20 protein-coding genes and 3 pseudogenes are annotated in these 24,579 nt (G+C 48.5%); 2 read left to right on the forward strand and 21 right to left on the reverse strand.

All coding sequences use genetic code 11. The features are described from left to right. Nucleotides 1-165: 165 nt before the first annotated feature. The 8 genes from J7E85_RS09120 to J7E85_RS09155 all read right to left on the reverse strand — a co-directional run bounded on the left by J7E85_RS09120 (nucleotide 166) and on the right by J7E85_RS09155 (nucleotide 13,212). Nucleotides 166-2,430 carry a beta-glucosidase family protein gene (locus J7E85_RS09120; RefSeq protein WP_215157067.1) on the reverse strand — a complete coding sequence of 755 codons (2,265 nt, stop codon included), beginning with the start codon at nucleotides 2,428-2,430 and terminating at the stop codon, nucleotides 166-168. After that, nucleotides 2,427-4,973: a glycoside hydrolase family 3 N-terminal domain-containing protein gene (locus J7E85_RS09125; protein ID WP_215157069.1), complete on the reverse strand. Its 2,547-nt coding sequence runs from the start codon at nucleotides 4,971-4,973 to the stop codon at nucleotides 2,427-2,429. The genes J7E85_RS09120 and J7E85_RS09125 overlap by 4 nt, the downstream gene beginning before the upstream one ends. Nucleotides 4,974-5,021: 48 nt before the next feature. Further along, nucleotides 5,022-5,906 carry a carbohydrate ABC transporter permease gene (locus J7E85_RS09130; protein ID WP_215157071.1) on the reverse strand — a complete coding sequence of 295 codons (885 nt, stop codon included), beginning with the start codon at nucleotides 5,904-5,906 and terminating at the stop codon, nucleotides 5,022-5,024. A gap of 12 nt (nucleotides 5,907-5,918) precedes the next feature. Continuing rightward, the gene (locus J7E85_RS09135; RefSeq protein WP_215157170.1) at nucleotides 5,919-6,788 is read right to left on the reverse strand and encodes an ABC transporter permease; all 870 of its coding nucleotides are present in this window, start codon (nucleotides 6,786-6,788) and stop codon (nucleotides 5,919-5,921) included. A 347-nt stretch (nucleotides 6,789-7,135) separates the two neighbouring features. After that, a complete protein-coding gene (locus tag J7E85_RS09140) occupies nucleotides 7,136-8,650 on the reverse strand; it encodes an ABC transporter substrate-binding protein (protein WP_215157073.1) in 1,515 nt (504 codons plus the stop codon). 105 nt (nucleotides 8,651-8,755) lie between these two features. Continuing rightward, nucleotides 8,756-10,366 carry a response regulator gene (locus tag J7E85_RS09145; RefSeq protein ID WP_215157075.1) on the reverse strand — a complete coding sequence of 537 codons (1,611 nt, stop codon included), beginning with the start codon at nucleotides 10,364-10,366 and terminating at the stop codon, nucleotides 8,756-8,758. Continuing rightward, entirely contained in the window at nucleotides 10,341-12,128 is a 1,788-nt protein-coding gene (locus J7E85_RS09150) for a sensor histidine kinase (RefSeq protein ID WP_215157077.1), read from the reverse strand. Before J7E85_RS09150 ends, J7E85_RS09145 begins: the two co-directional genes overlap by 26 nt. Nucleotides 12,129-12,225: 97 nt before the next feature. Then, entirely contained in the window at nucleotides 12,226-13,212 is a 987-nt protein-coding gene (locus J7E85_RS09155; protein WP_215157079.1) for an alpha/beta hydrolase, read from the reverse strand. 240 nt (nucleotides 13,213-13,452) lie between these two features. On the opposite strand from J7E85_RS09155, the gene J7E85_RS33940 reads away from it, so the two are divergent. Both J7E85_RS33940 and J7E85_RS34800 read left to right on the forward strand, forming a co-directional pair. After that, nucleotides 13,453-13,815: a site-specific integrase gene (locus tag J7E85_RS33940; protein ID WP_251035584.1), complete on the forward strand. Its 363-nt coding sequence runs from the start codon at nucleotides 13,453-13,455 to the stop codon at nucleotides 13,813-13,815. Next, nucleotides 13,754-13,924 (forward strand): tyrosine-type recombinase/integrase, encoded by a 171-nt coding sequence (locus tag J7E85_RS34800; protein WP_353049478.1) that lies wholly within the window; start codon nucleotides 13,754-13,756, stop codon nucleotides 13,922-13,924. Before J7E85_RS33940 ends, J7E85_RS34800 begins: the two co-directional genes overlap by 62 nt. A gap of 466 nt (nucleotides 13,925-14,390) precedes the next feature. Here J7E85_RS34800 and J7E85_RS09165 read toward each other — a convergent pair whose 3' ends face one another. The 13 genes and pseudogenes from J7E85_RS09165 to J7E85_RS09220 all read right to left on the reverse strand — a co-directional run bounded on the left by J7E85_RS09165 (nucleotide 14,391) and on the right by J7E85_RS09220 (nucleotide 24,074). Next, a complete protein-coding gene (locus J7E85_RS09165) occupies nucleotides 14,391-14,753 on the reverse strand; it encodes a DUF4181 domain-containing protein (RefSeq protein ID WP_215157081.1) in 363 nt (120 codons plus the stop codon). A 232-nt stretch (nucleotides 14,754-14,985) separates the two neighbouring features. Beyond that, nucleotides 14,986-15,306 (reverse strand): annotated as a pseudogene (locus tag J7E85_RS09170) (glycosyltransferase); the annotation flags it as partial. A 66-nt stretch (nucleotides 15,307-15,372) separates the two neighbouring features. Further along, nucleotides 15,373-16,248 (reverse strand): AraC family transcriptional regulator, encoded by an 876-nt coding sequence (locus J7E85_RS09175; RefSeq protein WP_215157083.1) that lies wholly within the window; start codon nucleotides 16,246-16,248, stop codon nucleotides 15,373-15,375. Between the two features lie 90 nt (nucleotides 16,249-16,338). Next, a complete protein-coding gene (locus J7E85_RS09180; protein WP_285228802.1) occupies nucleotides 16,339-16,758 on the reverse strand; it encodes an ADP-ribosylglycohydrolase family protein in 420 nt (139 codons plus the stop codon). Nucleotides 16,759-16,771: 13 nt separating this feature from the next. Then, the gene (locus J7E85_RS09185; protein ID WP_251035586.1) at nucleotides 16,772-18,286 is read right to left on the reverse strand and encodes a DUF4179 domain-containing protein; all 1,515 of its coding nucleotides are present in this window, start codon (nucleotides 18,284-18,286) and stop codon (nucleotides 16,772-16,774) included. Further along, nucleotides 18,241-18,582, reverse strand: a complete 342-nt coding sequence (locus tag J7E85_RS33945; RefSeq protein WP_251035587.1) for an RNA polymerase sigma factor — start codon at nucleotides 18,580-18,582, stop codon at nucleotides 18,241-18,243. The genes J7E85_RS09185 and J7E85_RS33945 overlap by 46 nt, the downstream gene beginning before the upstream one ends. Nucleotides 18,583-18,705: 123 nt before the next feature. After that, a complete protein-coding gene (locus J7E85_RS09190) occupies nucleotides 18,706-19,527 on the reverse strand; it encodes a DUF5643 domain-containing protein (protein ID WP_215157085.1) in 822 nt (273 codons plus the stop codon). 284 nt (nucleotides 19,528-19,811) lie between these two features. Next, nucleotides 19,812-21,062: an MFS transporter gene (locus J7E85_RS09195; protein ID WP_215157087.1), complete on the reverse strand. Its 1,251-nt coding sequence runs from the start codon at nucleotides 21,060-21,062 to the stop codon at nucleotides 19,812-19,814. Nucleotides 21,063-21,181: 119 nt separating this feature from the next. After that, the gene (locus J7E85_RS09200; RefSeq protein ID WP_215157089.1) at nucleotides 21,182-21,577 is read right to left on the reverse strand and encodes a VOC family protein; all 396 of its coding nucleotides are present in this window, start codon (nucleotides 21,575-21,577) and stop codon (nucleotides 21,182-21,184) included. Between the two features lie 102 nt (nucleotides 21,578-21,679). Then, a pseudogene (locus J7E85_RS09205) lies at nucleotides 21,680-21,886 on the reverse strand (SRPBCC domain-containing protein); the annotation flags it as partial. A gap of 337 nt (nucleotides 21,887-22,223) precedes the next feature. Next, the gene (locus J7E85_RS09210; RefSeq protein ID WP_215157100.1) at nucleotides 22,224-22,721 is read right to left on the reverse strand and encodes a DinB family protein; all 498 of its coding nucleotides are present in this window, start codon (nucleotides 22,719-22,721) and stop codon (nucleotides 22,224-22,226) included. Nucleotides 22,722-22,954: 233 nt separating this feature from the next. Then, nucleotides 22,955-23,182 carry a hypothetical protein gene (locus J7E85_RS09215; protein WP_215157102.1) on the reverse strand — a complete coding sequence of 76 codons (228 nt, stop codon included), beginning with the start codon at nucleotides 23,180-23,182 and terminating at the stop codon, nucleotides 22,955-22,957. Between the two features lie 117 nt (nucleotides 23,183-23,299). Then, nucleotides 23,300-24,074 (reverse strand): annotated as a pseudogene (locus tag J7E85_RS09220) (TerC family protein). Nucleotides 24,075-24,579 lie beyond the last annotated feature (505 nt).

The raw sequence follows: 24,579 nt of genomic DNA on the forward strand, positions 1-24,579 counted from the left end.
CTTTGTATAATGGTTAAGGTTATGGGGAATTCTTCCTTCAATGCGGCTCGCGTCCCCTCATGTTTCATTGCGGTTAACTGTGTTGCATTGTTTGTTATATTACGGGTTATACCGCGTTCCACCGTCAAACTTTTGAATCAGCTGCTTGAACCATGTCATAGTAAATCAGCTGTTCAGGTAGTCAATGAGGTCACTCAGCTGCTTCTCTGTTGTTTTCCCCCCACTGAATGACAGCAGCCCGCGCAGCGGCATGGCATCCAGAAATGCCCTGAACATTTCCCCATTGGAGCCGTCCTCAAGCGCCGATGCAAACGGGAGCTTTCCGATAAAATCCTCCACAAAAGCCGCGCCTTTGGCGGCCATTTTCAAATCCGATACGGTGGAGTTACGATGGAATACGATCTGCCGATCAGTTGTGGACTCCACCTCAACAATCTCCGTAAGCACGATATCCCGGGAGGACTTGCCGATTCGAATCTCAAAATCGCCGCTCTCGACAACCCAGTCCTTCAGCTCGATGTCATAATAGGCGAAGCTTCTGTGATCCAGCTCGAAGATAATGGTCTTCGCTTCCCCTGGTGCCAATTCCACCTTGTCAAAGCCCTTCAGCTCCTGTTCCGGCCGAATCACGCTGCTCTCCATATCATGAACATAGAGCTGCACGATCTCCTTGCCTGGTCGAGCACCCGTATTCTTTACGTTTACGGTAACGGTGAGCTTTTCCGTATCCTTTAGCCGCTTCTTATTCACCGTTAGTTTGGAGTATTCGAATGTGGTATAGCTCAGCCCGTGCCCGAATGGAAACAGGGGATCCAGCTTTTTCGTGTCATAATAGCGATACCCGACAAACAGGCCTTCGCGGTATTCCACCCGGTCGCCTTCCCCGGGAAAAAACAAATACGAAGGATTGTCGCTTACCGCAACCGGGAACGTCTCGGCCAGCTTCCCAGAAGGATTAGCGTCACCGAACAGAATGTCGGCGATCGCTCCGCCAATCGCCTGACCGCCCAGATACGCTTCCAGCACCGCTTTGGATTCTCCAAGCCACGGCATCTCCACCGGTGCGCCGTTGCTGAGCACCACGGCCAGATTCGGCTGGACTTTCGCTACCGCTTCGATCAGAGCGATCTGATTCGGCGGGAACCGCAGATGCTTCCGATCGAATCCTTCCGATTCATAGCGGTTCGGCAAGCCGGCAAATACAACGGCAACGGTGGCCTCGGATGCGATGGCCAGCGCTTCCTGAAGCAGCTGTTGGTCGCTATCCTCTTCGTTCAGTTTATAGCCAGGCGCGTAATGGATCTGCGCATCGCCGGACGATGCCTCCAGTTCCTCCAATATATCGTCCACCCGTGTCGGACGAATCTTGGAGCTGCCGCTGCCCTGATAGCGTGGCTCCTTAGCTAATGCGCCGATCACGGCGATACGGCCGCTTCGGGCCAAAGGCAGCATCCCGCCTTCATTTTTAAGCAGCACCATGCTCTCTTGAGCTACCTCACGCGCCAAACGATGATGCTCCGCCTGATCAAAGGTCGCATCCGGTTTCCGCTGATCCACCGCTTTGAAGATCACGGTAAGCAGACGCTCGACCGCCGCGTCCAGCTTACCCTCGGGCAGCTGACCGCTTCTGACGGCCTCCACAATTTTTGCATCCCCCTCGCCGTGGCTTGACGGCATCTCCAACTCCATGCCTGCCGCGAGCGCCTTCGCCCGCTCATTGACCGCACCCCAGTCCGAAATGACAAACCCTTCATGGCCCCACTCATTTTTCAAAATATCGGTCAGCAGGGTTTCATTCTCGGAAGCGAATTCCCCGTTCACTTTGTTGTATGAGCACATAACGGTCCATGGCTGTGCTTGCTTGACGGCGCCCTCAAAGCTGGCTAGGTAAATTTCACGTAGCGTCCGTTCGTCAACCACGGAGTCCGACGTCATTCGCCGATGCTCCTGGTTGTTGGCCGCGAAATGCTTGAGTGAGGTTCCTACCCCTTGACTCTGCACCCCCCGGATATGATGGGTTGCCATCTCGGTTGATAGATAAGGATCTTCCGAAAAATACTCAAAGTTGCGGCCGCATAAAGGGGAACGCTTGATATTAGCTCCCGGCCCCAGCAGTACGGCTACATTCTCCGCCTGGCATTCTATTCCCAGCGCTTCGCCCATCCGGTAGATCAAGTCACGATTCCATGAGCTCGCTACGCCCGCCGCCGACGGGAAGCATGTTGCAGGCACGCTGTCGAACAAGCCCAGATGGTCGGACGAGGCCCGCTGCTTACGCAGCCCGTGCGGTCCGTCCGTCACCATGACGGATGGAATCCCCAGCCGCTCCACCCCTTTCGTATGCCAATTGTCCAGGCCGGAGCAAAGACTCGCCTTCTCCTCCAAGGTCATCTGCGAAATCAATGCTTTCAAATCCCGCTGCTCACTCATTTCCATTCCTCCTCCGCATGATTCAATCGATCCAGCAATTCAAACTCCATGCCTTCGCATACATTCCGGCTACTGGATCCGATATACACCTTGAATTTGCCGGGCTCAGCCGTGTAGCCGGATGCCGGCGACCAGAACGTCAATTCCTCGCCTTTAATCTTAAACGTAATCTCCCGGCTCTCTCCCGGTGCCAACCATACTTTCCGGAAGCCCCTCAGCTCCTTGACCGGCCTCACAATACTCCCGCAGCAGTCCTGAATGTACATCTGGACGACTTCCTCCCCGGAAACAGCGCCCGTATTCGTCACCTTTACCGATACCGTGATCGTATCGTCCGCCGTCATTTCGCAGCGGTCCAGCCTGATCCCTGAGTACTCAAAACTCGTATAACTCAGCCCATGTCCAAAAGGATATAACGGGTCATTCGGGCCATCTAAGTATTTGGAAATGAATTTATCCTTTTGATTCGTTTCAGTTACCGGTCTGCCGGTGTTAAAGCCGTTATAATATACCGGCACCTGTCCGATGCGGGCAGGGAAGCTCATCGTCAGCTTGCCCGACGGGTTGTAATCCCCGGTCAACACATCGGCGATGGCGTGACCTGCCTGCGAGCCAAGGAACCAGGTCTCCACAATGGCATCGACATGCTGGTCATACCAGTCCAACACCAGCGGACGGCCGTTCGTCAGAACAAGAACCGTCGGTTTGCCTTCCGCGATCACGGCTTCCGCCAGCCGCTGCTGCGCCTCGGGGATGACGATATCCATACGGGAAGCCGCTTCACCCGACATATCGCTGCTCTCACCTAGCGCCAGAACGACGAAGTCCGCCTTGCGGGCCTGCATGACCGCAGCCTCGATTCCGCCGTCAATCGATTCATATGCTCCACTTCCCTGAGCGTACAGGAGGCGCTCCGCAGGGATGCCTTTCCCCAGCATTCCTTCATACAGGGTTACGGTTTCATGACCATATCGGGAGAACTGCCATGGTCCTAGCAGGTCCTTGCTATCGGCGAACGGACCAATCAGCGCGATCTTGCCGGCTTCCTTTATGAGCGGAAGCACGCCATTATTTTTGAGCAGAACAATCGAGTTCTGGGCCAGCTCCCGGCTTGCCTGAAGATGCGCTGCGTTAAAGTGATATTCGATTTCTTTCTCTGGGCGAATATATCGAAACGGGTCGTCCATTATGCCGGTTTTGTACTTCAAATATAAAATGCGGCGAACGGCATCATCGATCTGCGGCTCGGTCACCTTACCCTCCCGGACAAGCGCAGGCAGATGATCGAAAGCGCGAGTCACCATCTCAATATCCATTGTGGCATGAACGGCTTTTTGCGCAGCCTCCTTTGTGTCCTTCGCGTGGCCGTGAACCCGAATCTCGTCCACCGAGCCGTAATCCGAGATCAGGATCCCGTCAAATCCTAGCTCCTCCCGCAGCAGCTTTTTCAGTAAGAACGTATTGGCCGCAACCGGGACCCCCTGATAAATATTAAAGGCATTCATCACCGAGCCGGCTCCCGCTTCCAGGGCAGCCTTAAACGGCGGAAGGTATACGTTGCGCAAAGTGCCCTCCGAGATATCCACACTGTTGTAATCTCTGCCGGCTTCCGCGGCGCCGTAAGCAATGAAATGCTTCAAGCAGGCAACTAGCGTCTCTTCACTGTACAGGGACTCTCCTTGGTAGCCTGCAACTTGAGCTTTGGCAATTAAGGCCCCTAAATACGGATCCTCGCCCGCTCCTTCCGACACCCTGCCCCAGCGGGCGTCACGGGTAATGTCGACCATCGGGCCGTGGTTGAATATTGTGCCGGAAGCGCTGGCCTCCTTAGCGGCGATCGCGCACGCTTCTTGTATTGCTTCCATATCCCAGCTGCAGGACCATGCCAGCGGTATCGGGAAAACGGTCTGCGAGCCGTGGATCACGTCCGCGTGAAACAGCAGCGGAATGCCGTGCGGCGATTGCTCCACCGCTATTCTCTGCAATTCGAATACTCTTGTAATGTCGAAGGCTCCGAGCACCGACCCTGCTCTGCCCTCGGCAATCAGCTTCTCCGGCGGGTCGGATTCCACTGCATTCCCGAAGGAGAAATTGGAGGCCTGGCATTGACACATTTGACCGACCTTTTCCTCCAGCGACATGTCTGCGAGCAAAGCTTCAACAGACTCTGCGATCTCTTCATCCGTGCGTTCCCGAACCCCGCTCTTTCGGTACGCTGCTGCTTCCTCCATCAAGGATTGTGCGAGATAGGGCCCCCGCCCCTTGGTGCCCCGAAGCGGGAAGCTCCCGAAGGATGGGATGCGGAGCTCACCTGTGAAAGAATCCTCATCGAACGCCAGCTCTACTGAAAGATCCTCATCCGGCTTCCAAAACACCTTGCCCAATCCCCGTATTCGGTTGCCCTGCACCGTAACCGTCGGGAATGAGAGCGGAACCGGAAGGGGCTCCATTACAGCATCGAGGGTGTAGGCAGCTTTTTTGCTGATTTTAAACTGTATTTTCATTCGCGGCTTGTCGGTAATACAATGCCAAATGCCTATCATATCTGCTTCACTCCTGTTCTTGATCATCCTGTTTTTATACGGTCAGGTTTAGCCCTTTACCGCACCTATGGTCATGCCTTTGACAAAGTATTTCTGGAAGAACGGATAGGCAACGAGGATCGGCACCACGCCGATGACGGCCACCGCCATCCGGAAAGTCTCGCTCGGCAGCTGCTCCAATGCATTCCCTGAATTCATGCTGCTGTTGCGGGTCAAATACTGAATGTCGCTCATGATCCGGTTGAGAAGATTCTGGAGGCTGAACAACTCCGGATCCGTTACGAACACTAATCCGTTATTCCAATCGTTCCAGTATGCCAGCCCCTGAAACATGCCGACCGTGGCCATAATCGGAAGCGACAGCGGCAGAATGATCTTGTAATACATCCTGAACTCACCGGCTCCGTCCATGCTGGCCGATTCCAGTACCGCCGAAGGAATCGTGGTGGCGAAGAACGTCCGCATCAGCAGCACATTGAAGCCATTCATGAGCAGCCAAGGGATCAACAGGGCAAATAGCGTGTTTTTCAAATCGAACAGCTGGGTATAGACCAGATAGGTTGGAACCAATCCCCCGTTAAACAGCAGCGTGAAGAATACAATGAACGACAGTACAACGCCGCCGGGAAGATCCTTTCGGGAGAGCGGATACGCCAGCAGTGAAGTCATGACAAGGCTGGCGCTCGTACCGATCACCGTGATCAGGATGGTAATCCCGTATGCGTGAAGGATCTGCGCCGATTCTCTCCATAAATATTCATAAGCGCCCAGGCTAAACTTGGAGGGAAAGAACGAGTAGCCCTCCATTGCAATCGTGTGGTCATCCGTGATCGATGAGATAAACAGCAGGATGAGCGGAAGAATGCACGCCAGGGAAAAAACAATCATGATGATGTGTGCAGCCCATTGCAGGCCTCGAGATTCGTTTTTCATATGGATCGCTCCTTAGAACAAAGCATTGTCTTTATCGATTTTCCGCACAACATAATTGGATACCAGCACGAGAACGAAGCCGACCAGCGACTGATAGAATCCCGCCGCGGAGGACATGCCGATATCACCGAGCTGCATCAACCCGCGGAATACGTAGGTGTCGATGACGTTGGTGGTCGAGAATAGAGCGCCGGAATCCATTGGCACCTGGTAGAACAATCCAAAATCGGAATAAAAGATGCGTCCGATGCCGAGCAGTGTCAAAATAGTGATCACCGGCGTAATCATCGGCAGCGTGATCTTGCGGATCTGCATCCATTTGGAGGCCCCGTCCAGCTTCGCTGCCTCATAGTATTCCGGATCAATGCCAATGATGGCCGCCAGATACACGATGCAGGAATACCCCGCTGCCTTCCAAATATGGACAAAAGTCAGAATGAAAGGCCAATATTTTGGCTCGGTATACCATGAGATTGGATCAAGCCCAAGTGCCGGAAGCAGCGTCTTGTTCACCATTCCCGTATTCACGCTGAACATGGCGTAAACCAGGTAGCTGACGATAATGATGGAGATGAGAAACGGCAGAATGATGACGCTTTGATAAAAGCGTGACGCTACTTTGTTGCGGATCTCGTTCAGCAAAATCGCGATACCGACCGAAACGATCAACCCGAGCACAATAAACGCGGCATTATATAGAATCGTGTTTCTCGTAATGATGAACGCATCATCCGTTTTGAACAGGTACTCAAAGTTTTTGAAGCCGATCCAGTCACTGTCCCATATCCCTTTGCTGTAGTTCACGTCCTTAAAAGCGATGCTAAGACCGAACAGCGGCAAATAATTGTTGATGAGCAGGTAGATCAGACCCGGCAACATCATGATGTATAGCGGAATATACTTCCGAAGGGATCTCCGTCCCTTACGGCGTGTTGTACTCGTCACCGCACTTCCCCCCCTTTGCGGCCTAATAGCCGAATCTATATCTTCATTTTAAAGTTCAAGCCGCCGGGTCACTACCGCTTAGACGACTTCACATTTGTGCTTTCCCGACTTCACCGGCACCATAGTAGAACCAAGGGCACGGGTAGTTGTAATGGAATATCCCAATTCCATCGGAAGCGCTTCTCCTGCACGTGAAAAAAGCAGACCGCCAAGGATTAACCCTTGAGAGGCCTGCTGTTCATGCTTTTAATTTATCGATGTTTGTGACCGTTCGTATGAGAGCTTTACCTCACACCGTTCGTTTTAGCCCATTCATCCAATTGCTTCTGCTTCTCCGCAATAATCTTGTCGATTCCGGCAGATTTCAATTTGGAAATGAACTCTGGCAAAATCTGTTCCGGGTCTACGCTACCCGTCTCCAGCGGCATTTTATATTGCGTAATGACATTGCTCACGGCAGCGTACTCGGTCTTCACCGGAGAAGCGTCAAACAGGAAACCCATGGCTTTCGAGCGTTTGGAGCTCTTGTTGAATTGATCCGTCTTGGTCCAAATTTCCGGATCGTCGCCATTCATGACATAGGACAGAAACTGATTGCCGAATAGCCAGCCCAGTGGCATTTTATAGCCTACCGAGTTATAATCCATGCCCTCTGGATAATCGACCACATTGTCGAAACCGTCCACCTTCACATAATGCGTGCCTTCGATCCCCCAGTCATACAGGTTCACAATATCCTTGTCGGTGTACATCAGATTCAAAAATTCCATCGCTTTCTCAGGGGTTTTGGAATTGACCGGAATGCCCCACATCGCGCCTGTTACCGTGCTCGTCGTCCCTACAGGAGGCACGAGCTCCGCAGTAACCAGATCCAACCCGGATAACTTTTTCTCGCTCTCCGCAAAGCCCGGTTTTTGCATAGCCATATAGGCAAAGGCCTTTCCGGCTTTGATCATATCAAACCGTGTTGCCTGCGTCGTTGCCATATCCTGTGGAATCAATCCGTCGAGATACCACCCGCGAATTCTTTTGACAAAGTCGGCGTATTCCTTCGTTTCATAATAATTGACAACCTTAAGGTCGTTGTCATAGTTCGGAAGAACACCGATCGTATCGTTCAGGCTATCATAGTTGACATAATTTTCTCTGAAGGACTGCCCTGCCGCACCAGTAACCAGAGGTGTCATCGTTGGCCCTTCCCCTTCCTTAACCTTTCGCAGCACGGCTTCCACATCATCGAGCGTCTTGATCGAGGCAACGTCAATCTTGTATTTATCAACCAAGTCTTTGCTCATCGTCAGCCCGTAGCTCGCCGCCAAATCCCGCACCGTCGGCGTCCCGTATATCTCGCCACCGATCCGCGTTGCTTGTAAATATTCCTTACCCAAGGAGTCGACAATACCCTGACCATGCTGCTCAAGCAAGCTATCCAGCGGTTTCAGCTGACCTTTTGCTACGATGTTGCTGAAGTTATAGCCGGATAAGTACAGAAGATCCATTTTCTCATCGCTTGCAAACATCAGATTGGTCTGCTGCTCCCAGTCTCCGACAGAAATATGCTCAAATTTGACCTTGGCCTGGATTTTCTCGACCGTGATCTTGTTGATGGCTTCCTCCACCTGCTGCATATCCTTCGGAATGGAGCCTGCCACCGGCAGCACAACCGTCAGCTCCGTGAGGTCTTTTTGTTCACCGGCCTTCTCATTGCCTTTGTCGGTTGCCTTACCGCCCCCGCAAGCCGACAATATAAGGACGGCACTCAAGAGCATCGAGGATAGTCCAACTAATGATTTTTTCATCTGTTCCCCCTCCTTTGTCATTTATGTGTTTCTAGCTCTATTGTAAAAGGGGACGACTTCATGCACTGCTCTTTTAACGACTTTTCGCTGTCACTTTACCGACTTTCACCTAGAGCTTACGCTGCCGGAATGCTCCTGTCGGTACTCCAATGGACTTTTATCCATATATTTTTTGAACATGCGGGAAAAGTGAGAGAAGTTGGCATAACCGATCCGGGTCGCAATCGAACTGACGGACAGCTCGGTATTCGCGAGCAGCCCGGCAGCCATACTCAATCGCTGCTGGAGTAAGTAGTCCGAGATGGACATGCCGGTCCCTTTCTTGAAGATTCGGGTCAAATAATCAGGATTTAAAAACACATGGCTCGCGATATCCTCCCTCGACAAATCCTCGGATAAATGCTCGCGGATATAAACTTTTACTCTCTCTACTACGCTCGGCGAATGCTCCACCGATAATGCAAAATCCATCGCCCTTTCTACGATATGACGGATCCAGGCCAACGAATCCGTAGATGAGCGCGCTGACCTGGCATATAACTCCAGGGAACGACTGTCCCTCAGAAGCTGATGCGCCTGGATGCCCTTCAGCTGGAGGACATAATAGAGCATTTGCTGAAAATCCTGAATGAATTGATTCAGTAAATCCGATGTGAGCTGGTTACCTTCGACCTGAGCACTGATGTAGGCTTCCGCTTCCTTCAGCACCTGTCCGCTCGCCCCCTCTTTTAAGAGGACCGCCCACATGCTCATATCGGGAAGAATTTGCTGGTAGGCATATGACGGCTTCTCGTCCTTTAACATAAAGACATGATGATCGTAAGCGACGTTGCTTTCGTTCATCCGATCCAATTGGATATACATCGAGGCAACGTCATGGCCATGAGCCGACTCCCCGATATAACAGGAAACCCCTGCATAGAAGTATTTCCTGCAAGCTTCGATGTACGTTTCGCACCTGCCCTTGCTGGTCTCATCATCCGCCGATGTCGAATCCCTGTTGATCAAGGCGAGCCATCGTCCTTTCTCCACCGGCACCAGCATGCCATGCTCGGACCGCTCCTGGATGAGCTCCTCAGCAGATTTGCGTATCGCGTATTCAATAATTTTCTCATCCCGCAGCGTGACTTCCTTATACCATCGCCGAATCTGAATCAGTATGGGGGTAAAGATCATATCCTCCGAATACGGAATATTCCGATCCTCTGCCTCTTTTTTAATGGCAGCGGAGCCGCTCGGGATCGACTGATTCAGGATATCAAGCCAAAATCGTTCGACCAGCAGGGGCTGATGCTGCATCCAATACTTCCCGTACTGACTAAATTCGGATTGCTTACGCTTCTGCTCGAGTTTCTTGATCGCTTTCCGTACAACGGATTCAAGATCGGCAAATGGGACGGGCTTCAGTAAATAATCAAAGCTGCCCAACTGAATGGCCTGCTTGGCATATTGAAAGTCGGCATGACAGGTAAGGAAAATCGCAACGATATCCGGATTATATCCCCGTACCCATTCTAATAGCTCCAAGCCGGACCCTTGAGGCATTTCAATATCGCATAACAGAAGATCCACATGCTCCCGCCGGATGATTTCCATTGCCTGGCCGGCGCTATGCGCAGTGAAAATCGTGGAAAAACCCAGTTGCGCCCATTCTACACCCTTTTTCAACCCCTCTACAGCAATCGCTTCATCATCCACGATCAGTAAATGACGCATAGGTGCTCAGCTCCTTCCCATCCTGTCCAGGGCTTAACGGTATGACCAGCTCGACGACCGCCCCGTGGGGATCGTCGTTATAGCAATCCATCGTCGCCCGATTCCCGTACTGCAGGCGCAGCCGTTCCCGTACATTCCACAAGCCTATATGCTCTCTCCCGGCGTCTGCCTCTTGTCCGCCGCAGCGGATCGCCTCCAATACCTCTTCCGAAAATCCTTCTCCGGTATCTCGAACGGTCAAGCAAACGATCGGCTCTTCCGCCAGATCGTCGAGGACCGCTTCAATGACCAGCATCGTCCGTACATCTGCCCTTACGGCATGCTTGATCGTATTTTCTACAATCGTCTGAAGCATCAGTGGAGGAACAGGGGTTTCCAGCAGATAATCCGGAACATGAATTTCGCTTTCGAATTGATAGGGAAGCCGCAGCTGCTGAATCCGCAAATAATTTCTCGTATGCTGCAGCTCATCCTTTAATAGAACCAAAGCCTGGTTATTGCTCTGGAACATATACCTGAAATATTGAACCAGACACAGCGTCATCTCCTGGATCAATTCGTATCGCTTCACCTGTGCCAGATGGTACAAAATATTTAGGGAATTCATGAAAAAATGCGGGTTGATCTGGAGTTGAAGCTGCTTCAGCTCCGCCCGCTGCTTGCTCAATTGCTCTTCATAGATGTCGATCTTAAGCTTTTCAATTTGCGACACCATGTGATCAAAGGTACGGTATACCAGCTGAAACTCCTCGGGAGCGGACGGAATCTTCTCGATTCGTAAATTGAAGTTCCCTTCCCCGATTCTCCGCATCAATTGAACGATCTTCTGCAGCGGCCGGAGCAGCACCTTTCGCAGGAACCACAAGCTTACCGGCAGCAGCAGAATAGCGAATGCGGAGAGGATGGCAGCCGTCTTTTTGAGATATGGTAGATTTTCGAGGGTCAACTTGTCCGGAATGACGGCGACCATGCTGAGGTCCGCTTTATTTGAAGTCTCCCCCACGACGAGATAGTCTTTGTCCTTACCTGACATGTAATAGCTGTTGAAACCATGTGTGAAATCCAACGCTTCATCCTCCAAGGGCTTCGTGCTATAGAGCCGCTTTCCATGGCCGTCAACGAACAGCATAGCCCCGGTTTCACCCGTGTTCAGTACGGACATCGGCGACATCAATGTCTTGAGGGATACCCAGGATCCAATACTGATATGGTCATCCCTGAGCACTTTGATCGCATAATAGGTCCCTTCAATCTCTTGCAGCTGCCAGTACGCCTCCATTCCGTAGAAGCGGTTTTGGCTCGTACTGCTCTGCTGAAGGTAATCTCGCATTTTTAATAATCCGTTATAGGTCATGGACCCTTTGTAGGCTTCCACAAAATCTTGCCGCGGCAAAGAATATACGAATAGCCCGTCGATGTAAGGGTAAACCGAAAGATCAGAGGACAGTTTCCGGGAAACATCGCTTTTGGCCATCATATACGCATTGTCCGGCACAGCATCTTTCAACGTAAGCACACTGACTTCCGATCTGGACAGATTCACCAGATGCCGCTCGATCTCCGAGAGCTGGTTATCGATCTGCCTCATTTGGATGGAGATCATATTTTTATTGGAGACCGCTACCTGGTTATGAATGACGTTGACACTGTAATAACTCATATAGATCAGTAAGGCGATTAAAGGGATTGACACGCCCAAAAGGCCAAGCACGAGCTTGACGCGAATCGAATTCCAAGGAATTGCCTTGATATGGCTGTACATAATGAGACTCCTCTCCCTGGTGTTGAGCTATCCCCATCTTACTACTTCTCCCGTCAAGTGTTGAAGCACCAGTCTTTGTCACTGTTGATCCCAGCCTTTACAATTGCTCCTCTAGAAAGGATAACGTCATATCAAAGCACTCCATGGCCTCTAGGGTGTTAAGCTGAAATTGATATTCGTGCTGCACTACGCCATGAGACAGCGGGTAAAACAATGACTTCACGGGTACGTTCGCTTCTTGAAGTCGTGCTTCCAATTCCTTACCGTGTTTTTCAAATGAACCGGTGTTGCCGTCTGCAATAAAGGTTGGCGGAAAATCACTCGTTACATGGTTTGTTGTTGAAGCATCTTCCGCTTCGGTCCCATCTTTCCAATTCCGTGTTCCCATATAGGCCCACCCCAGCTGATTCAGAAAAAACTTCTCCAATCTGCCGGTTACGCTGGCCAGCTGTTTGACGTTATACGGACCGCAATATAGCAGCGCCGCTTGTATGGAATCCTCCGGAGCCACTTGTGAAATTCCTGTTCGCTTCGCGAGGTCGGCATTGGTCTGAATTGCGATGAATTGGGATGCAATTTGGGCGCCAGCTGAGTCTCCGCCGACAATAAGGCGATCCAAATCCAAGGACGGGTAACTCTTAAGTTTCTTCAGATGCTGATAGACCTCCGTCATTTGAAGGACTGGTGCCGGGTATCGTGCCTCAGGAGCCACCTCGTAATTCATGCTGACGACCGCATAGCCTTTGCTGGCCATCATCGTACACCAGTAGGCGGTACCCGATTTATCCCCTGACACAAATGCGCCGCCGTGAACCCATATAATCGTCGGCAGTTTGCCGGCATGATCTTTGGGCAGGTATATGTCCATTTCGTTGGATTTGAATGTCGAAGGATACGGGAGGTCTTTATGAACCTCTACCACCTGCTGAAGTTCTGCCCAATTCGAAGGTGCAGCGGGCTCTGCCTCCGGCTGGCTGCGAAGCCAATGGATAAATGGAACGGGAGTTAGATTTACTAGCAGAAGCCCTCCTATAATAACAAAAACCATGATGGACAGCATCCATTTTACAATTTTCCAAATCAATATGCTTCTCTCCTTAATGCTTCTTCGGTGACGATATTCTACCTCTTTCCATCCGTGCGATCTACCGTTTATCCGACTTCTTCGTTGTCATATGACGACCTGCTAAATGACGCGTAAGAGTGTCATGTTTAACCTCTTCTCCGTTTTGCGACGAAACCCATTTTTGCTATAATAAAATTGCATTAGTTATACCGAAATATTTGATCGATATGATCGCAGGTCAAGTTGTTTATTTCCTACTTGAAGGATCGCGAATACTCTAAAGATACTCAAAATGGTAATCTTCACGATTTGAAGCATTTCCTTTTGAGTTTGGATAACAAAACTGTTGGTGATGTTACGGAAATTGATGTGATGAACTATCTAACCCAGGTCAGAGAAAGTGGTGCTGGCGCACGCTACCGTAATCGCAGCCAATCAGCAATCCGCTTGTTCTATAAAGTGATGGTTCGATTTAGAGTTACGGATCATAATCCCGCTATGGATATTGAAAAAGCAAAGGTCGAGAAAAAGACAGTCCACCTATCTTCAAAAACAGTTCATGGATGCCTCGCTGGAACTCATCAAAGGAAGACATTTGATCAGGGATGTTACAATCGTTGAATTGATGGTATATGCGGGACTGCGGGTAAGCGAGATCGTAAGATTGAACATACCAGATTACGACAGGGAAGGTTCTCATATTGGGGTACTGGGTAAAGGAGGCAAATGAAGGTACATCCCGCTTCCAATCGAACTGAATCAACTTTTGGAATTATATTTGACAGAGCGAATCGCTCCCCGGAACACCAAGGATCCTGCATTCTTTGTATCACAATTTCGCCGACGGATTAGTAAGCGAAAGGTTCAACCGAGGAACGTGCCATGTATAAAATCCAGTCGGTTATTCCTATAGCACTCACGGGTAAGGACTAAACTTCATTCTCCTCCCTCCTCACAAAAAAAGCCGCGATTTCCGCGACTTTGTATGCGTAGATGTTCTTGTTCTCCGACAGGAACATTACGGACTCCTTTTTCAAAGTTATGAGAATAAAGACCCCCACTCTTCTCCCCATGAAGTCGATAAAAAAAGCTTCCCATCGCCACCCTTTCGGGTGACTATAAAAAGCTTAAACTGCTCTGTTATGGTTTGTTTTAGATGAAAAGTTTCTTATAGAATTTCCGTTTTTCTTATGTTATCACACAAATAGCTCAACACCCAGGAAGAGGAGCAGACCGCATACACTTGTATATGCACTGAGGAGGTATTGTTTGGAATCCTTATTGAGGCGTCTTTCAACAACGGATCTGAATGCATGTAGAATAGCTATTACAAGAATAACGTCCTGATAAGCCGATAATCTCCATTCCATAACAAACCTCATGTAGAAAAGGCCGATTAGAAAAACAACTACAATGATGGACTCCCCAATTAGATGAAATCGATTAATATGCTTATACAGCAGCCCATCTGAATCGTAGGATATCTTCAGCTTTTTTTTGATCCATAAGTACCCGGACGAAACGACGATCACATACAAAATGATACTGAGTAGGAACATTCTAAAGTCCCCCCTTTCCCAAAATAGAGGCCAGTATCACTCAAGACCTAACTTGCTGTTTATTCAAATTACACTTATCTGGTAATAAAGGTTTATCATTCCTTTAAAATACACTATTTTCTTATTTGAATCAATGCGTAAACAAAACAGCACCTATGGAAAACAAGGTGCTGTTTTGAGTCTGAGTCCAATGATTGTTCCAACGATATCTGCTTCTTAAGCGCCGCATCAAAAATTTTTCAAGAAATTGTTTGACAATGCCTTCCGTCAGAATATCCGCTAAATGAATCATATGGATCTCGTTTTTGTCAGTTGCTGCAATATCCGCTTTCCAATCTCCTTTGATACAGCTAACGACGATTTCCGTAATCAACTGAAGATGCGTATACAGCATATCTTGCAGCGTTTTAAACTGCCAGTTCGGATTCGCTGCGCTTAAAAATTTGGCGATATCGTCGGCGTTTCTATGCCAATCTGCCTCTAACTTGGTCACATCTGCCTGATTGCCCGCTTTGGCAGCGTCTACAATTTTCACTGCGATCAGAATGTGCTCCTTCTGAACAGGTCGATTGGATATGGCACTGACAATATAGCTTCTTGTCCATATATGGAGTGTTTTCTACCGGACTTTAATTACAGGAACCCATAACTCGACTTTTTTTTCTTCTGTAAACACCTGTTTTCCTATACCTACTTCGATATCAGGACCTACTTGTATCACTGGCCCTTCAACTTGTTCATACCCTGAGGAAGGAAACCATTCTCCATAAATACGGTGCCATTTCTCCTTCCCCCACGGGACCATAACTTCAAATACGACCCATGTCATAGCTGGTACAGATAATTTAGAGAAGTATTCTGGACAGGGTTCTGTTGAAGCAACTCCCATGTAATAATCAAAATCTTGCTTCAGTCGTATTGCATCTCCAACATTCACATGCAAAATTCCATATGGTTCTAAATTGTTAAGTGCTTTCAATAAGTTGTACGTTTCCTTGTCTGTTGATCCCCAGACCTGTGCCACACCAGGATGTTCTCCAGAATCTACTGGTGTAACTCTATTACTTATCCCAACCACTTGAAATGCGTCCTTTTGCTCAATTCTAAACCTCATGGGCTCACTACCTCCTATTGATAATCGAAAGGTCATTGGAGGATAAGCTTGTAGTGAATGGCTGGTATTTCTTGCCTCTGTTGGTGTAATTCCATGTAATCCTTGAAAAGCGCGAGTAAATGCGTCTGGAGAATTGTAACCGTACTTAATGGCAATATCGATCACTTTGACTGTTCTGTCCTGCAAATCAAATGCTGCGAGCGTAAGACGTCTGCGGCGAATATATTCTTGAAGAGGAATACCTGCCAGGTATGAGAACATTCTTTTGAAATGAAAAACCGAACAGTAAGCACGTTTAGCTATCTCTTGTTCATCAATCTCATTCTCGAGATTCTGATCGATGTAGTCTAATGCTTCATTTAATTTTTCGAGCACATTCATCCAACGACCTCCCTTCATCCTTAGAATAGCAGGGAATGATATCAGACATCCGGCAAATCCTGTTCAATTTCTGCAGGGTGACAAACAACTCTATGAAGTTTTCAGTGCATACAGCTGCGAAATTATCCGATCGAGTCTCTCTTGGATGAGGATCGCTTCCGCATATCGGGCAGGAATGCCCTCATATCCGTAGTAGATACCTGCCAACCCACCCGCGATGGCGCCGATCGTATCGGAATCTTCCCCTAGATTTGCCGCCTTCTGTACGACGCCTGCAAAATCTGATGTTTGGAGCAAAATATGTAGTACCCACCGGAAGGTATGCACCACAAAACCGCTTGCCGGGCAATCCGGCTGTGCTTCAATGATGCCTTCGTATTCGCTTCCCACCACCTCGGCCATGATGGCTGCTCTTAAATTTTCGCCCTGTAGAAGGCGTTGCGCCGTTCGGTTGTACATAACGCAGACTTCGGCGCACCTTGGATCATAATGCGTCATCCGTGACTGCATGATTGCCACTCGGTCATCGTAGTGAACGGATAGGAATTGTAATGTCTTGGTTTATCCGGACCGGGGCAGCTTCCCGGAACATTACAATTTCATAGGTTTCCAGCTTAGGAGCGAAAACTCGTACTTCATAGTAATCGTCCTGTTCGCTTCTCACTCGTGCTTCCCCTGAATCTATCCCGATGCCTTTATCGAAATGCTCCTGTAATTCGGGATTTAAACTCACTTTGGCTTCGGGGTGCATTGCAAACAAAATCCCCAAACGCTTGTTATGATCGGTACTTTCCTTTTTAATTTTTAATCGCAAATAGTCATTCTTGTAACTTGCCCCGGTTATCGTTAACTCCTGGTCTTTAAAGCGGACTTTCTTTGGATATGTTTCGTCTAGTGAAAGGGTAAACGATCCGCCCGGGCTCTTTTCTGTCAGTAACACTTGATCCAAGTGCAGCGTAAGAGACTTCACCGACTCATCGAAGTAAGGGGAGCCGGTAAACATAAGCTTGTTGCCGTTCATCCGTTTCATGCCGGGAACATCCACCATGTTCTGAGGAGTGTCCGTATGCAATTGGTACTTCTTCCCCTTATCATCCGTTACATATGGGACGGCTCCAGAATGGCCGAATAGCAAATAATAATCCGCTCCATCCGCCAGTTTGATATCGAGATCGGTATTGGTCGGTGTAATTTTTATATGCTCCAGCGTCATTTCCCGCAAATCCGGGTCCCCCGCCACCTTGACAGTCTGATGAAGCGGTATGATACGATCCTCTAGCCAGTCCGTATGATGAAAAGGAACACTCATCTTGAGTGTATCTGTTGTTTGTTTGTCGTCTTCATCAACGTAGGGGCGAATACTGATTTCAAATTGCAATTCTTTAGGGTTTTGGTTTAAAAATATGTTGACATCCTCTGGATTTACTTCACCAATCCGGCTGATGACCAGTATCGGCTCCTTTGCATCATCGCTTGATTCGATCACAACGCCAGCGCTGCTTCCTCCATCAGCAATTTCAGGAATATTTACGGAATAGGCCGGTGCTTCCCTGTTAAGATCTAAACTGCCGTCCTGTCTTTTAAAGACATGTTGTTTCAAACGGTCGGATTTAATGAACACTTTATATGACAGCTTATCGCTCGTCAAATATACATCGCTGATGCTGACTGTCACCCCATCAAACTGTTTCACGACAGGTTCAAACGGACTGTAGGCATGGGATTGGGCGTTCTCAACGCCATCATGTTCGCGCAGCGTGTCCAGCCAATCCGAAACGATGGAGAAGCCGGGAATCCCTTTGACCATAGCCGCAAAAGCCGGAGACTTCTGCACGGCAAAACCCAGAGATAAGGACAATACCACCATGCAGGCTGCAGCTATTGTATACCTTCTTCTGCCGCTTCGCTGCCGGGTCTTCGTCACCACCATGTCCTCCTCCGGCTGCTGATAACAAAGCGGTAGCTCCTTGGCAAATTGAATTAAAGATTTTTTCAGTACGGCTTCGAGCGGTGATTCATGCTCGTCCGGAAGCTCCAACTGTCGATATTTCCCGAAACATTAGCGTGCCGTGACCTTTGTCTGACCAGATCCAATGCACGGCAGGCCGCCAAATGATTGAACCAGGATTTGAAATTCCTTATTTTTTCCCCTTTGATAATAGCTTGATAAGCTTCGATCAGCGTGTTCTGTACCGCATCCTCAGCCAAATGAGTGGAGCGCAAAATAGCCGCGGACGTACTGTATACTCGGCTCAGCAGAGGTTCCACCAGCTTAAAAAAAGCATCTTTATTGCCTTTCCGGCACAACTCAAACAATCGTTCTTCGCTTTCCATCCTGTCAACTCCCAAAAGTACTATACTATAAAGGCGAACAGAATGGAGGTTCGGTTCATTATTTATGTAAAAAAACAGAAACGGCACTGATGGCCGTTTCTACTTCCTGCATATGGTTGGCTTTTACTGGAGCTTAATCCTCATCTCCAACTCTTTCAAAAACGTAACAGGCGTCATTCGCTTGGTCATCACCTGAAGGGGCGCATTTCGATCAACCGCCGGGAATTCAAGTTCGTAGCGGTAGACACCGTCTTTTAAGCCGATCAATTCCTTACGAGTTAAATCCAGGGCCTTTCCATTTTCCCCGAGCCAAGTTCCAACGTTTTGAATGGATGCCGTCTCCCCTTCGATCGACAACGTTAGCACGGTCCGGTTCTTTTCGAATTTCACACCCGTTACGGTCATGGTTCCGATCTTGCCCTGATCCAGCTTAACCGGATAGGTATCCGATAGCTTCGCCGTTACGGTGGCTTTTTTCGCTAATTTTGTACCTTTATCATCATAATTGCCTCCTACATAGGGCTTGATGATAAGTTCTTTCGGTTTGCCCTTTAAAGTGCCCAGTCCCTCTTTATAATAACGGTCAAACGTGCCGTCCGGCTTTTCGCGCATTTTGTCTTCCGCCTGAATACGGTCGTAAATCCATCCGTTGCTGTCCATGACGACATAGTTCATAAGCATAATATTGCGGTCCATTTCCGGATCCATATGTTCAGGGACATTCCGTGAAATGACATATTCCATGAATTGCGGAGTAGCTGTTAAAGATTCCAGTTCAAATACGGCTCCCCCGTATTCCTTTATAATAGCCGGATTCAGCTTGAATCCGGAGCTTACTACGCTTTGCCCTGCTTCCGCTTGGGAAGCCGCATGAACGGCGTGCGACGACAAAGTTCCTCCGATTAATGACGCTGCACTTAGATATACGATGGTTGTTTTTTTCATGATTATTTCCTCCTTTATCTGATGAAACAAAACACACGTCCGGGCCCCGTTATCAATTTGGACAGGACGATGCATTGTTGTTTCTACACTTTATAGGCGAAGGAAATAACAAGAAGGTTCAGACAGGAATCATTTTAGTCCGATGGATAGATTCCGAGTCACGCCATACTGCCCGTAGCTTCATGAGCAGCTTGTGCTGGAAGTTAACCACCGGGAAATGAAGAAGAACCGACTCATTTTTCATAGCCGGCTCTTTTGCATCAAACCTTATAAATATCGCGAGATTATATCTCTTGTGCAGTAAGTACGTTATCCGGCGCTTTTTGGTTCATGATTGGCACCATGACCAGTGCACCAAGAAGAAATAGTAATCCGGCCCCGCCATATATCGTACTCAGCGAAAAGGCATCCTTTAACGCACCAGCAAAAGACATAGAAATGACCATCATGCCTACGAACATCGGATTCAGAACCCCATTCACCCGACCGACAATGGAAGCATGTGACCATTTCAGGATCATGGTGCTGATTCCGATATGAATGCAAGGGAAGACAAGCCCATTCAGAAATTGAACGGTCAGCGTGACCGTAACGCTCGTCGAATAACCGACAATGGCTGTGCAGACCGCGCCTGCCAGCATGCCTATTGCAAGAAGAACCTGCGGCGGAACCCGCTTCGCAAAGACGGCAACGATCCCCCCGCCGATCAGCATGGCTACGCCATTCACCATCAGCAGATACTGCAGGAACTCCTCGCTCCTACCCAGCCGCTCCGTTACGATAAACAGGTTGAGAGCTTGGGCTACGCCAACAGCAAGTCCTGCGAGAATGAACGCGAGTCCGAGCATGCGCAGCACTTGGCTTTGCCAAACATAGCGGAAGCCTTCCACGAAATCTTTACGGAATTGCCCTTTGACTGCGGCCGTTTGAGATTTCATATTATCCTCAGGAAGGCGAATCAGGACGAGTGCGGAAAGCAGAAAGACCACGCCCATCACAGCGATTGATGTTTCAAGGCCAAACGTGCTGTAAACGAAGGTGCCAAGCATAGGGCCAAGCACCATGAAGATGGCCATCAGCGATTGAAATAAAGCCATCCCTTGCTGCAGTTGTTCTTCAGACACATGATACTTAAATAACCGCATACTTGAAGGTTGCGAGAACTGCGAAAGAATAGCCGAGATGAATGCGACAAGGTAGACGGATTGCCAAGAACCGTAATGTATGGTCAGAAGCACTACGAATACCGAAACCGCGGATAATAAATCGCACCAGATCATCGTTCGCTTTGGCCTCCAGCGGTCCGCAAATGTACCTCCGATGAACGAAAAAACAAAAATAGGTGCGAATTCTGCTACGCTGATAAGCGAAATGGCGTATGGATCGTTATTTGTTCTATCCGCAACATACAGGAGGATCGCGAAATTACGTACCCAGATGCCGATCTGCAGAAGTACGCTTGATAATAAAATCGTCTGCAGGAACCGATTGCGAAGAAGGCTTGGTGCATTGGTGCTGTTGTCGTGCCTATTCAATCTTTTCAACCTCCAATTTGTCTTAAAAAGATGTCCGCCTTGATTATGGGTATGTCTCTCCTTTCCATTCCTTATTATAAGGACCTCATTATCGTTGACCTCCGCCTGAAGACTGAAATCTATATCAATTGCTGCGCTATCTCCCAGACATGTCCTGCCGGATCTGTGAAGGCAGCAGTGCGTACCCCCCATGGTCGGTCCACTGGACCATTAAGTAGAGTAACGCCTTGTTTACTCAATTCATTACATACTGCATCCACATCTTCCACCCTAATGGTAAACTGGAAGCGAGATCCGGATTCTCGGCTTGCAACTGTTCCAGGATGGATCAGACCGTATGCCTCGGAAATATCCAGAAGGTTAATGCTCATATTTCCGAAATCAAATACTGCAGACACATCGTCTTCATATATGGCGGAAAATCGAAATACTTCTTGATAGAACGCTCTCACCCTTTGCAAATCCTCCACAAACAACGTTATAACATCTACATTCATCGACCCTAATGTCTTCATGCGTACACTCCTTCAACATTCAGATTCAATCGAAAAAAGCTTTTGTCTCAATTAAACAAAAAGCCGCTAACAGCAGTTTTTACATCGTGATTAAATCTAATTTATAAACTCCCATGTGCCGCCCTGCTTCATATCAAACTGCTGAGTAGTCATCGTAAAACCTTGAGGCCCCCACCACTTCGACAAGTGCTCCTCCCTCGTCCAAGCATCAAACACAAGATCGCGTGGAGCATCAAATATGCGGGTGATCACAATCTCGCATTCACCTACTTGCGTTGCAATTGGGTTTGTTGCATTGTTTTGGTTCATGTCCATCCCTCCAAAATGAATTTGACTTGTCGACAACTACTATTCTCGATCATAGCAAATTAATAATGCATGGATTTCTTACAGATTGCTCTTTTGAATAACACAATTATTACACTTGGAAACGCCCAGTTACCATAATAATGGGTTTAATAAAACAACGCGTTATCTTCATGCTAGACTGCCGAGGTCGATTGGAATTAGAGTATCATCTACTCGGTTAGGATTATCATTTTCAATCCATATCGGCTGACAAAAAAAAGCCGCGATTTCCGCGACTTCGTATGTGTATATGTTCTTGTCTCTTACAAGTACCCTGCGACTTTTCGGCGCTTTTCGTTCACTTGCCTTCCTCATCGGCTGAGGGACCGTAGATGCCCGGTACCGGAATATCAAGCAGCCGTAAATATACACCGAGCTGAGCCCGATGGTGAACCATATGGCTTAAACCGAAGGTGCGAAGCGCGCCCGCCCGCGGTTGGCGCAGAATGATATGGTCGCCGTTCCGCAAGGTCCATTCCTCGGCGAGCGCTTTCTCGTCGCATTCGGCTAACAGCTGTTCAAGCTTGATAACGTTCGCGTCGAATTCCTCCAGCATGTCTTCGCGTCTTTCCAAAGCTTCCCGCCGAAGCGGCACGGTCGAAAGATCGAATTCCGGGTAAAGAAAAATCGCGACTTGCCAGTTGAGCAAGTTGATCAGGTGCGTGGCGAGCCCGCCTAACGTCATGGATTTGACGTGCGGTTTCCATGTCATATGCTCCTCGGGTAGGCATTCCAGAATACGGCGCGTATGGGCCAATTCGTGCAGAGCGTCTCCGACGATCAGTTGTTTCACCATAAATTCCCACTCCTCCTTAATATGGTTAGCATACTATAAACCCGACCGAGTGAAAAGGCTTGTCCCGGTCGTTTGGCATCCGATGACGAGGCGACATTTCCAGAACACATGTCCCTCCTCTGCATTCGAAGACTCAGTAATCCCCGTCATCGGCCGCTGGCCCAGGAGCGGACGGCTGATCGCATCCGCGTTATAGCCGAAGCCGTGCCAGCTACTACTATTATCAGTAGATATCAGTCTTTATCTTCGTATTCAGCCCTTAAGTACGTTAAAATCTCCAAGGTACTCGGTTTTTCTTCAATGCCTTCGTTCTGAAGCATTTTTACGTATAACTTCCTTGCTTCGGCTAGTGTACATCCTGTTTTCTCTTGCACATATTTACAGAACATGGAGCACATAGTTCTTTTGTAAACCAAAACCTCAGCAGAATCAACCGTTACGCCATTTATTTCATAATACATATTTCAAGAACCCCTTGGTCTGTCTTTATTTGTTATCAATGAATCCTATTCAATCTGATGCAAAATGGCCCTCCGATACGGAAAGGCCATCTGCCTGCAATGAAGGAAAGCACGGAACTAGAGTTGACCGGTCTGTGACTGTTTATTTTTCACAGGCGCAAACCAACCGAGAAGAGCTATCGCCACCAAGACACCATAGAAGATAATGGTCCAGACTGTGCTATGTGGGAAATCATGATTTAACACCCCTATATCTTCATGGGCCAAAGTAATCACTGCGAGCTTGACACCGACCCATGCCACGATAGCATAAGCCGTGGTCTCCAGTGCTGGCCGCTGCGCAAGCAGCTTTACAAACCATGTGGCTGCAAATTTGATCAGAACGAGCCCGGCGATTCCGCCAAGCACGACAACCAAGAATTGTCCTCCGTCCATACCACCGAAGTCTGGAAGCGGGGAATCTGGGAGACCCAGTGCCAAAGCCACAGCAGCAAGTATGGAATCAATTGCAAAGGCGAGATCTGCAATAGCAATTTTGCTTACCGTTGGCCAGAAGCCTTTACCGGCAGCATCTTTCTTTACGTCCTCGCGAATATTCGTGTTTTCCTTACCGAAACGCGCTTTGATGATGTGCTTTAACCCGAGGTATAGAAGATAAGCAGCTCCGATCGCCTGTATTTGCCAGACATTCGCAATAAACGATATTGCAAACAGAGCAGCGAAGAAAAACAAAAGCCATAATGATCCCATAATTAATAGCTTTCTTCTTCTGGTCCTCCGGTAAGTGCTTCGCGATCACTGCCAGTACAAGGGCATTATCCGCCGATAGTAAACCTTCCAATCCAATAAGAATTAGTAATGCCCAAGCATACTCCAACCAAAGTGATTCCAACAGTACTTCTCCCCTCTTAACTGAGAATATTTATGGTTAAACCTCTGACTAAAAAAGATCTAAGCTCCAGTTAAAGCAGCAGAGGTTTTTTCCAGTTTTGATTATGCCATGACTCCCTTTCGTTATTACGTTGTCAAGTAATGTCTCGTTTCATTCATTTATGGCAAAACTTTTCAATCTACTGTATATAAGGCGACTTTCGAATCAAGAAATAAAATCAAAAATCCCCTTTTCCAGGGGATTTCCTTATGTACTCTTATTTCCGCCAGAAAATTGAACAGTCTGCCTTATCTACAATTAAACTCGATCATTTTCTCAAGTAATGAGAAATCAACCGGACTTTCCTACCGGATACGTATCAATTCTTAAGATTAGAGAGCCTCCTTCCCATCCATCAATATTCCATCCAAATCCCAAACGATCTTACAAAGTCCACTATCAAAAAAATCTACAACCATATCACAGGGAAGTTCCTACATCCCTAGAAGGTTGCGGAGGGGGATTA

Origin of the sequence: Paenibacillus sp. ISL-20, assembly GCF_018613005.1 — a bacterium.
Taxonomy (GTDB): domain Bacteria; phylum Bacillota; class Bacilli; order Paenibacillales; family Paenibacillaceae; genus Paenibacillus_AQ.

Bases quoted from the DNA above. Each gene is read 5' to 3' on its own strand.
- J7E85_RS09120 (WP_215157067.1), bottom strand. From the start codon at position 2,430: ATGAGTGAGCAGCGGGATTTGAAAGCATTGATTTCGCAGATGACCTTG.
- J7E85_RS09125 (WP_215157069.1), bottom strand. From the start codon at position 4,973: ATGATAGGCATTTGGCATTGTATTACCGACAAGCCGCGAATGAAAATA.
- J7E85_RS09130 (WP_215157071.1), bottom strand. From the start codon at position 5,906: ATGAAAAACGAATCTCGAGGCCTGCAATGGGCTGCACACATCATCATG.
- J7E85_RS09135 (WP_215157170.1), bottom strand. From the start codon at position 6,788: ATGATGTTGCCGGGTCTGATCTACCTGCTCATCAACAATTATTTGCCG.
- J7E85_RS09140 (WP_215157073.1), bottom strand. From the start codon at position 8,650: ATGAAAAAATCATTAGTTGGACTATCCTCGATGCTCTTGAGTGCCGTC.
- J7E85_RS09145 (WP_215157075.1), bottom strand. From the start codon at position 10,366: ATGCGTCATTTACTGATCGTGGATGATGAAGCGATTGCTGTAGAGGGG.
- J7E85_RS09150 (WP_215157077.1), bottom strand. From the start codon at position 12,128: ATGTACAGCCATATCAAGGCAATTCCTTGGAATTCGATTCGCGTCAAG.
- J7E85_RS34800 (WP_353049478.1), top strand. From the start codon at position 13,754: ATGGATGCCTCGCTGGAACTCATCAAAGGAAGACATTTGATCAGGGAT.
- J7E85_RS09165 (WP_215157081.1), bottom strand. From the start codon at position 14,753: ATGTTCCTACTCAGTATCATTTTGTATGTGATCGTCGTTTCGTCCGGG.
- J7E85_RS09175 (WP_215157083.1), bottom strand. From the start codon at position 16,248: ATGAATGTGCTCGAAAAATTAAATGAAGCATTAGACTACATCGATCAG.
- J7E85_RS09180 (WP_285228802.1), bottom strand. From the start codon at position 16,758: ATGCAGTCACGGATGACGCATTATGATCCAAGGTGCGCCGAAGTCTGC.
- J7E85_RS33945 (WP_251035587.1), bottom strand. From the start codon at position 18,582: ATGGAAAGCGAAGAACGATTGTTTGAGTTGTGCCGGAAAGGCAATAAA.
- J7E85_RS09190 (WP_215157085.1), bottom strand. From the start codon at position 19,527: ATGAAAAAAACAACCATCGTATATCTAAGTGCAGCGTCATTAATCGGA.
- J7E85_RS09200 (WP_215157089.1), bottom strand. From the start codon at position 21,577: ATGAAGACATTAGGGTCGATGAATGTAGATGTTATAACGTTGTTTGTG.
- J7E85_RS09210 (WP_215157100.1), bottom strand. From the start codon at position 22,721: ATGGTGAAACAACTGATCGTCGGAGACGCTCTGCACGAATTGGCCCAT.
- J7E85_RS09215 (WP_215157102.1), bottom strand. From the start codon at position 23,182: ATGTATTATGAAATAAATGGCGTAACGGTTGATTCTGCTGAGGTTTTG.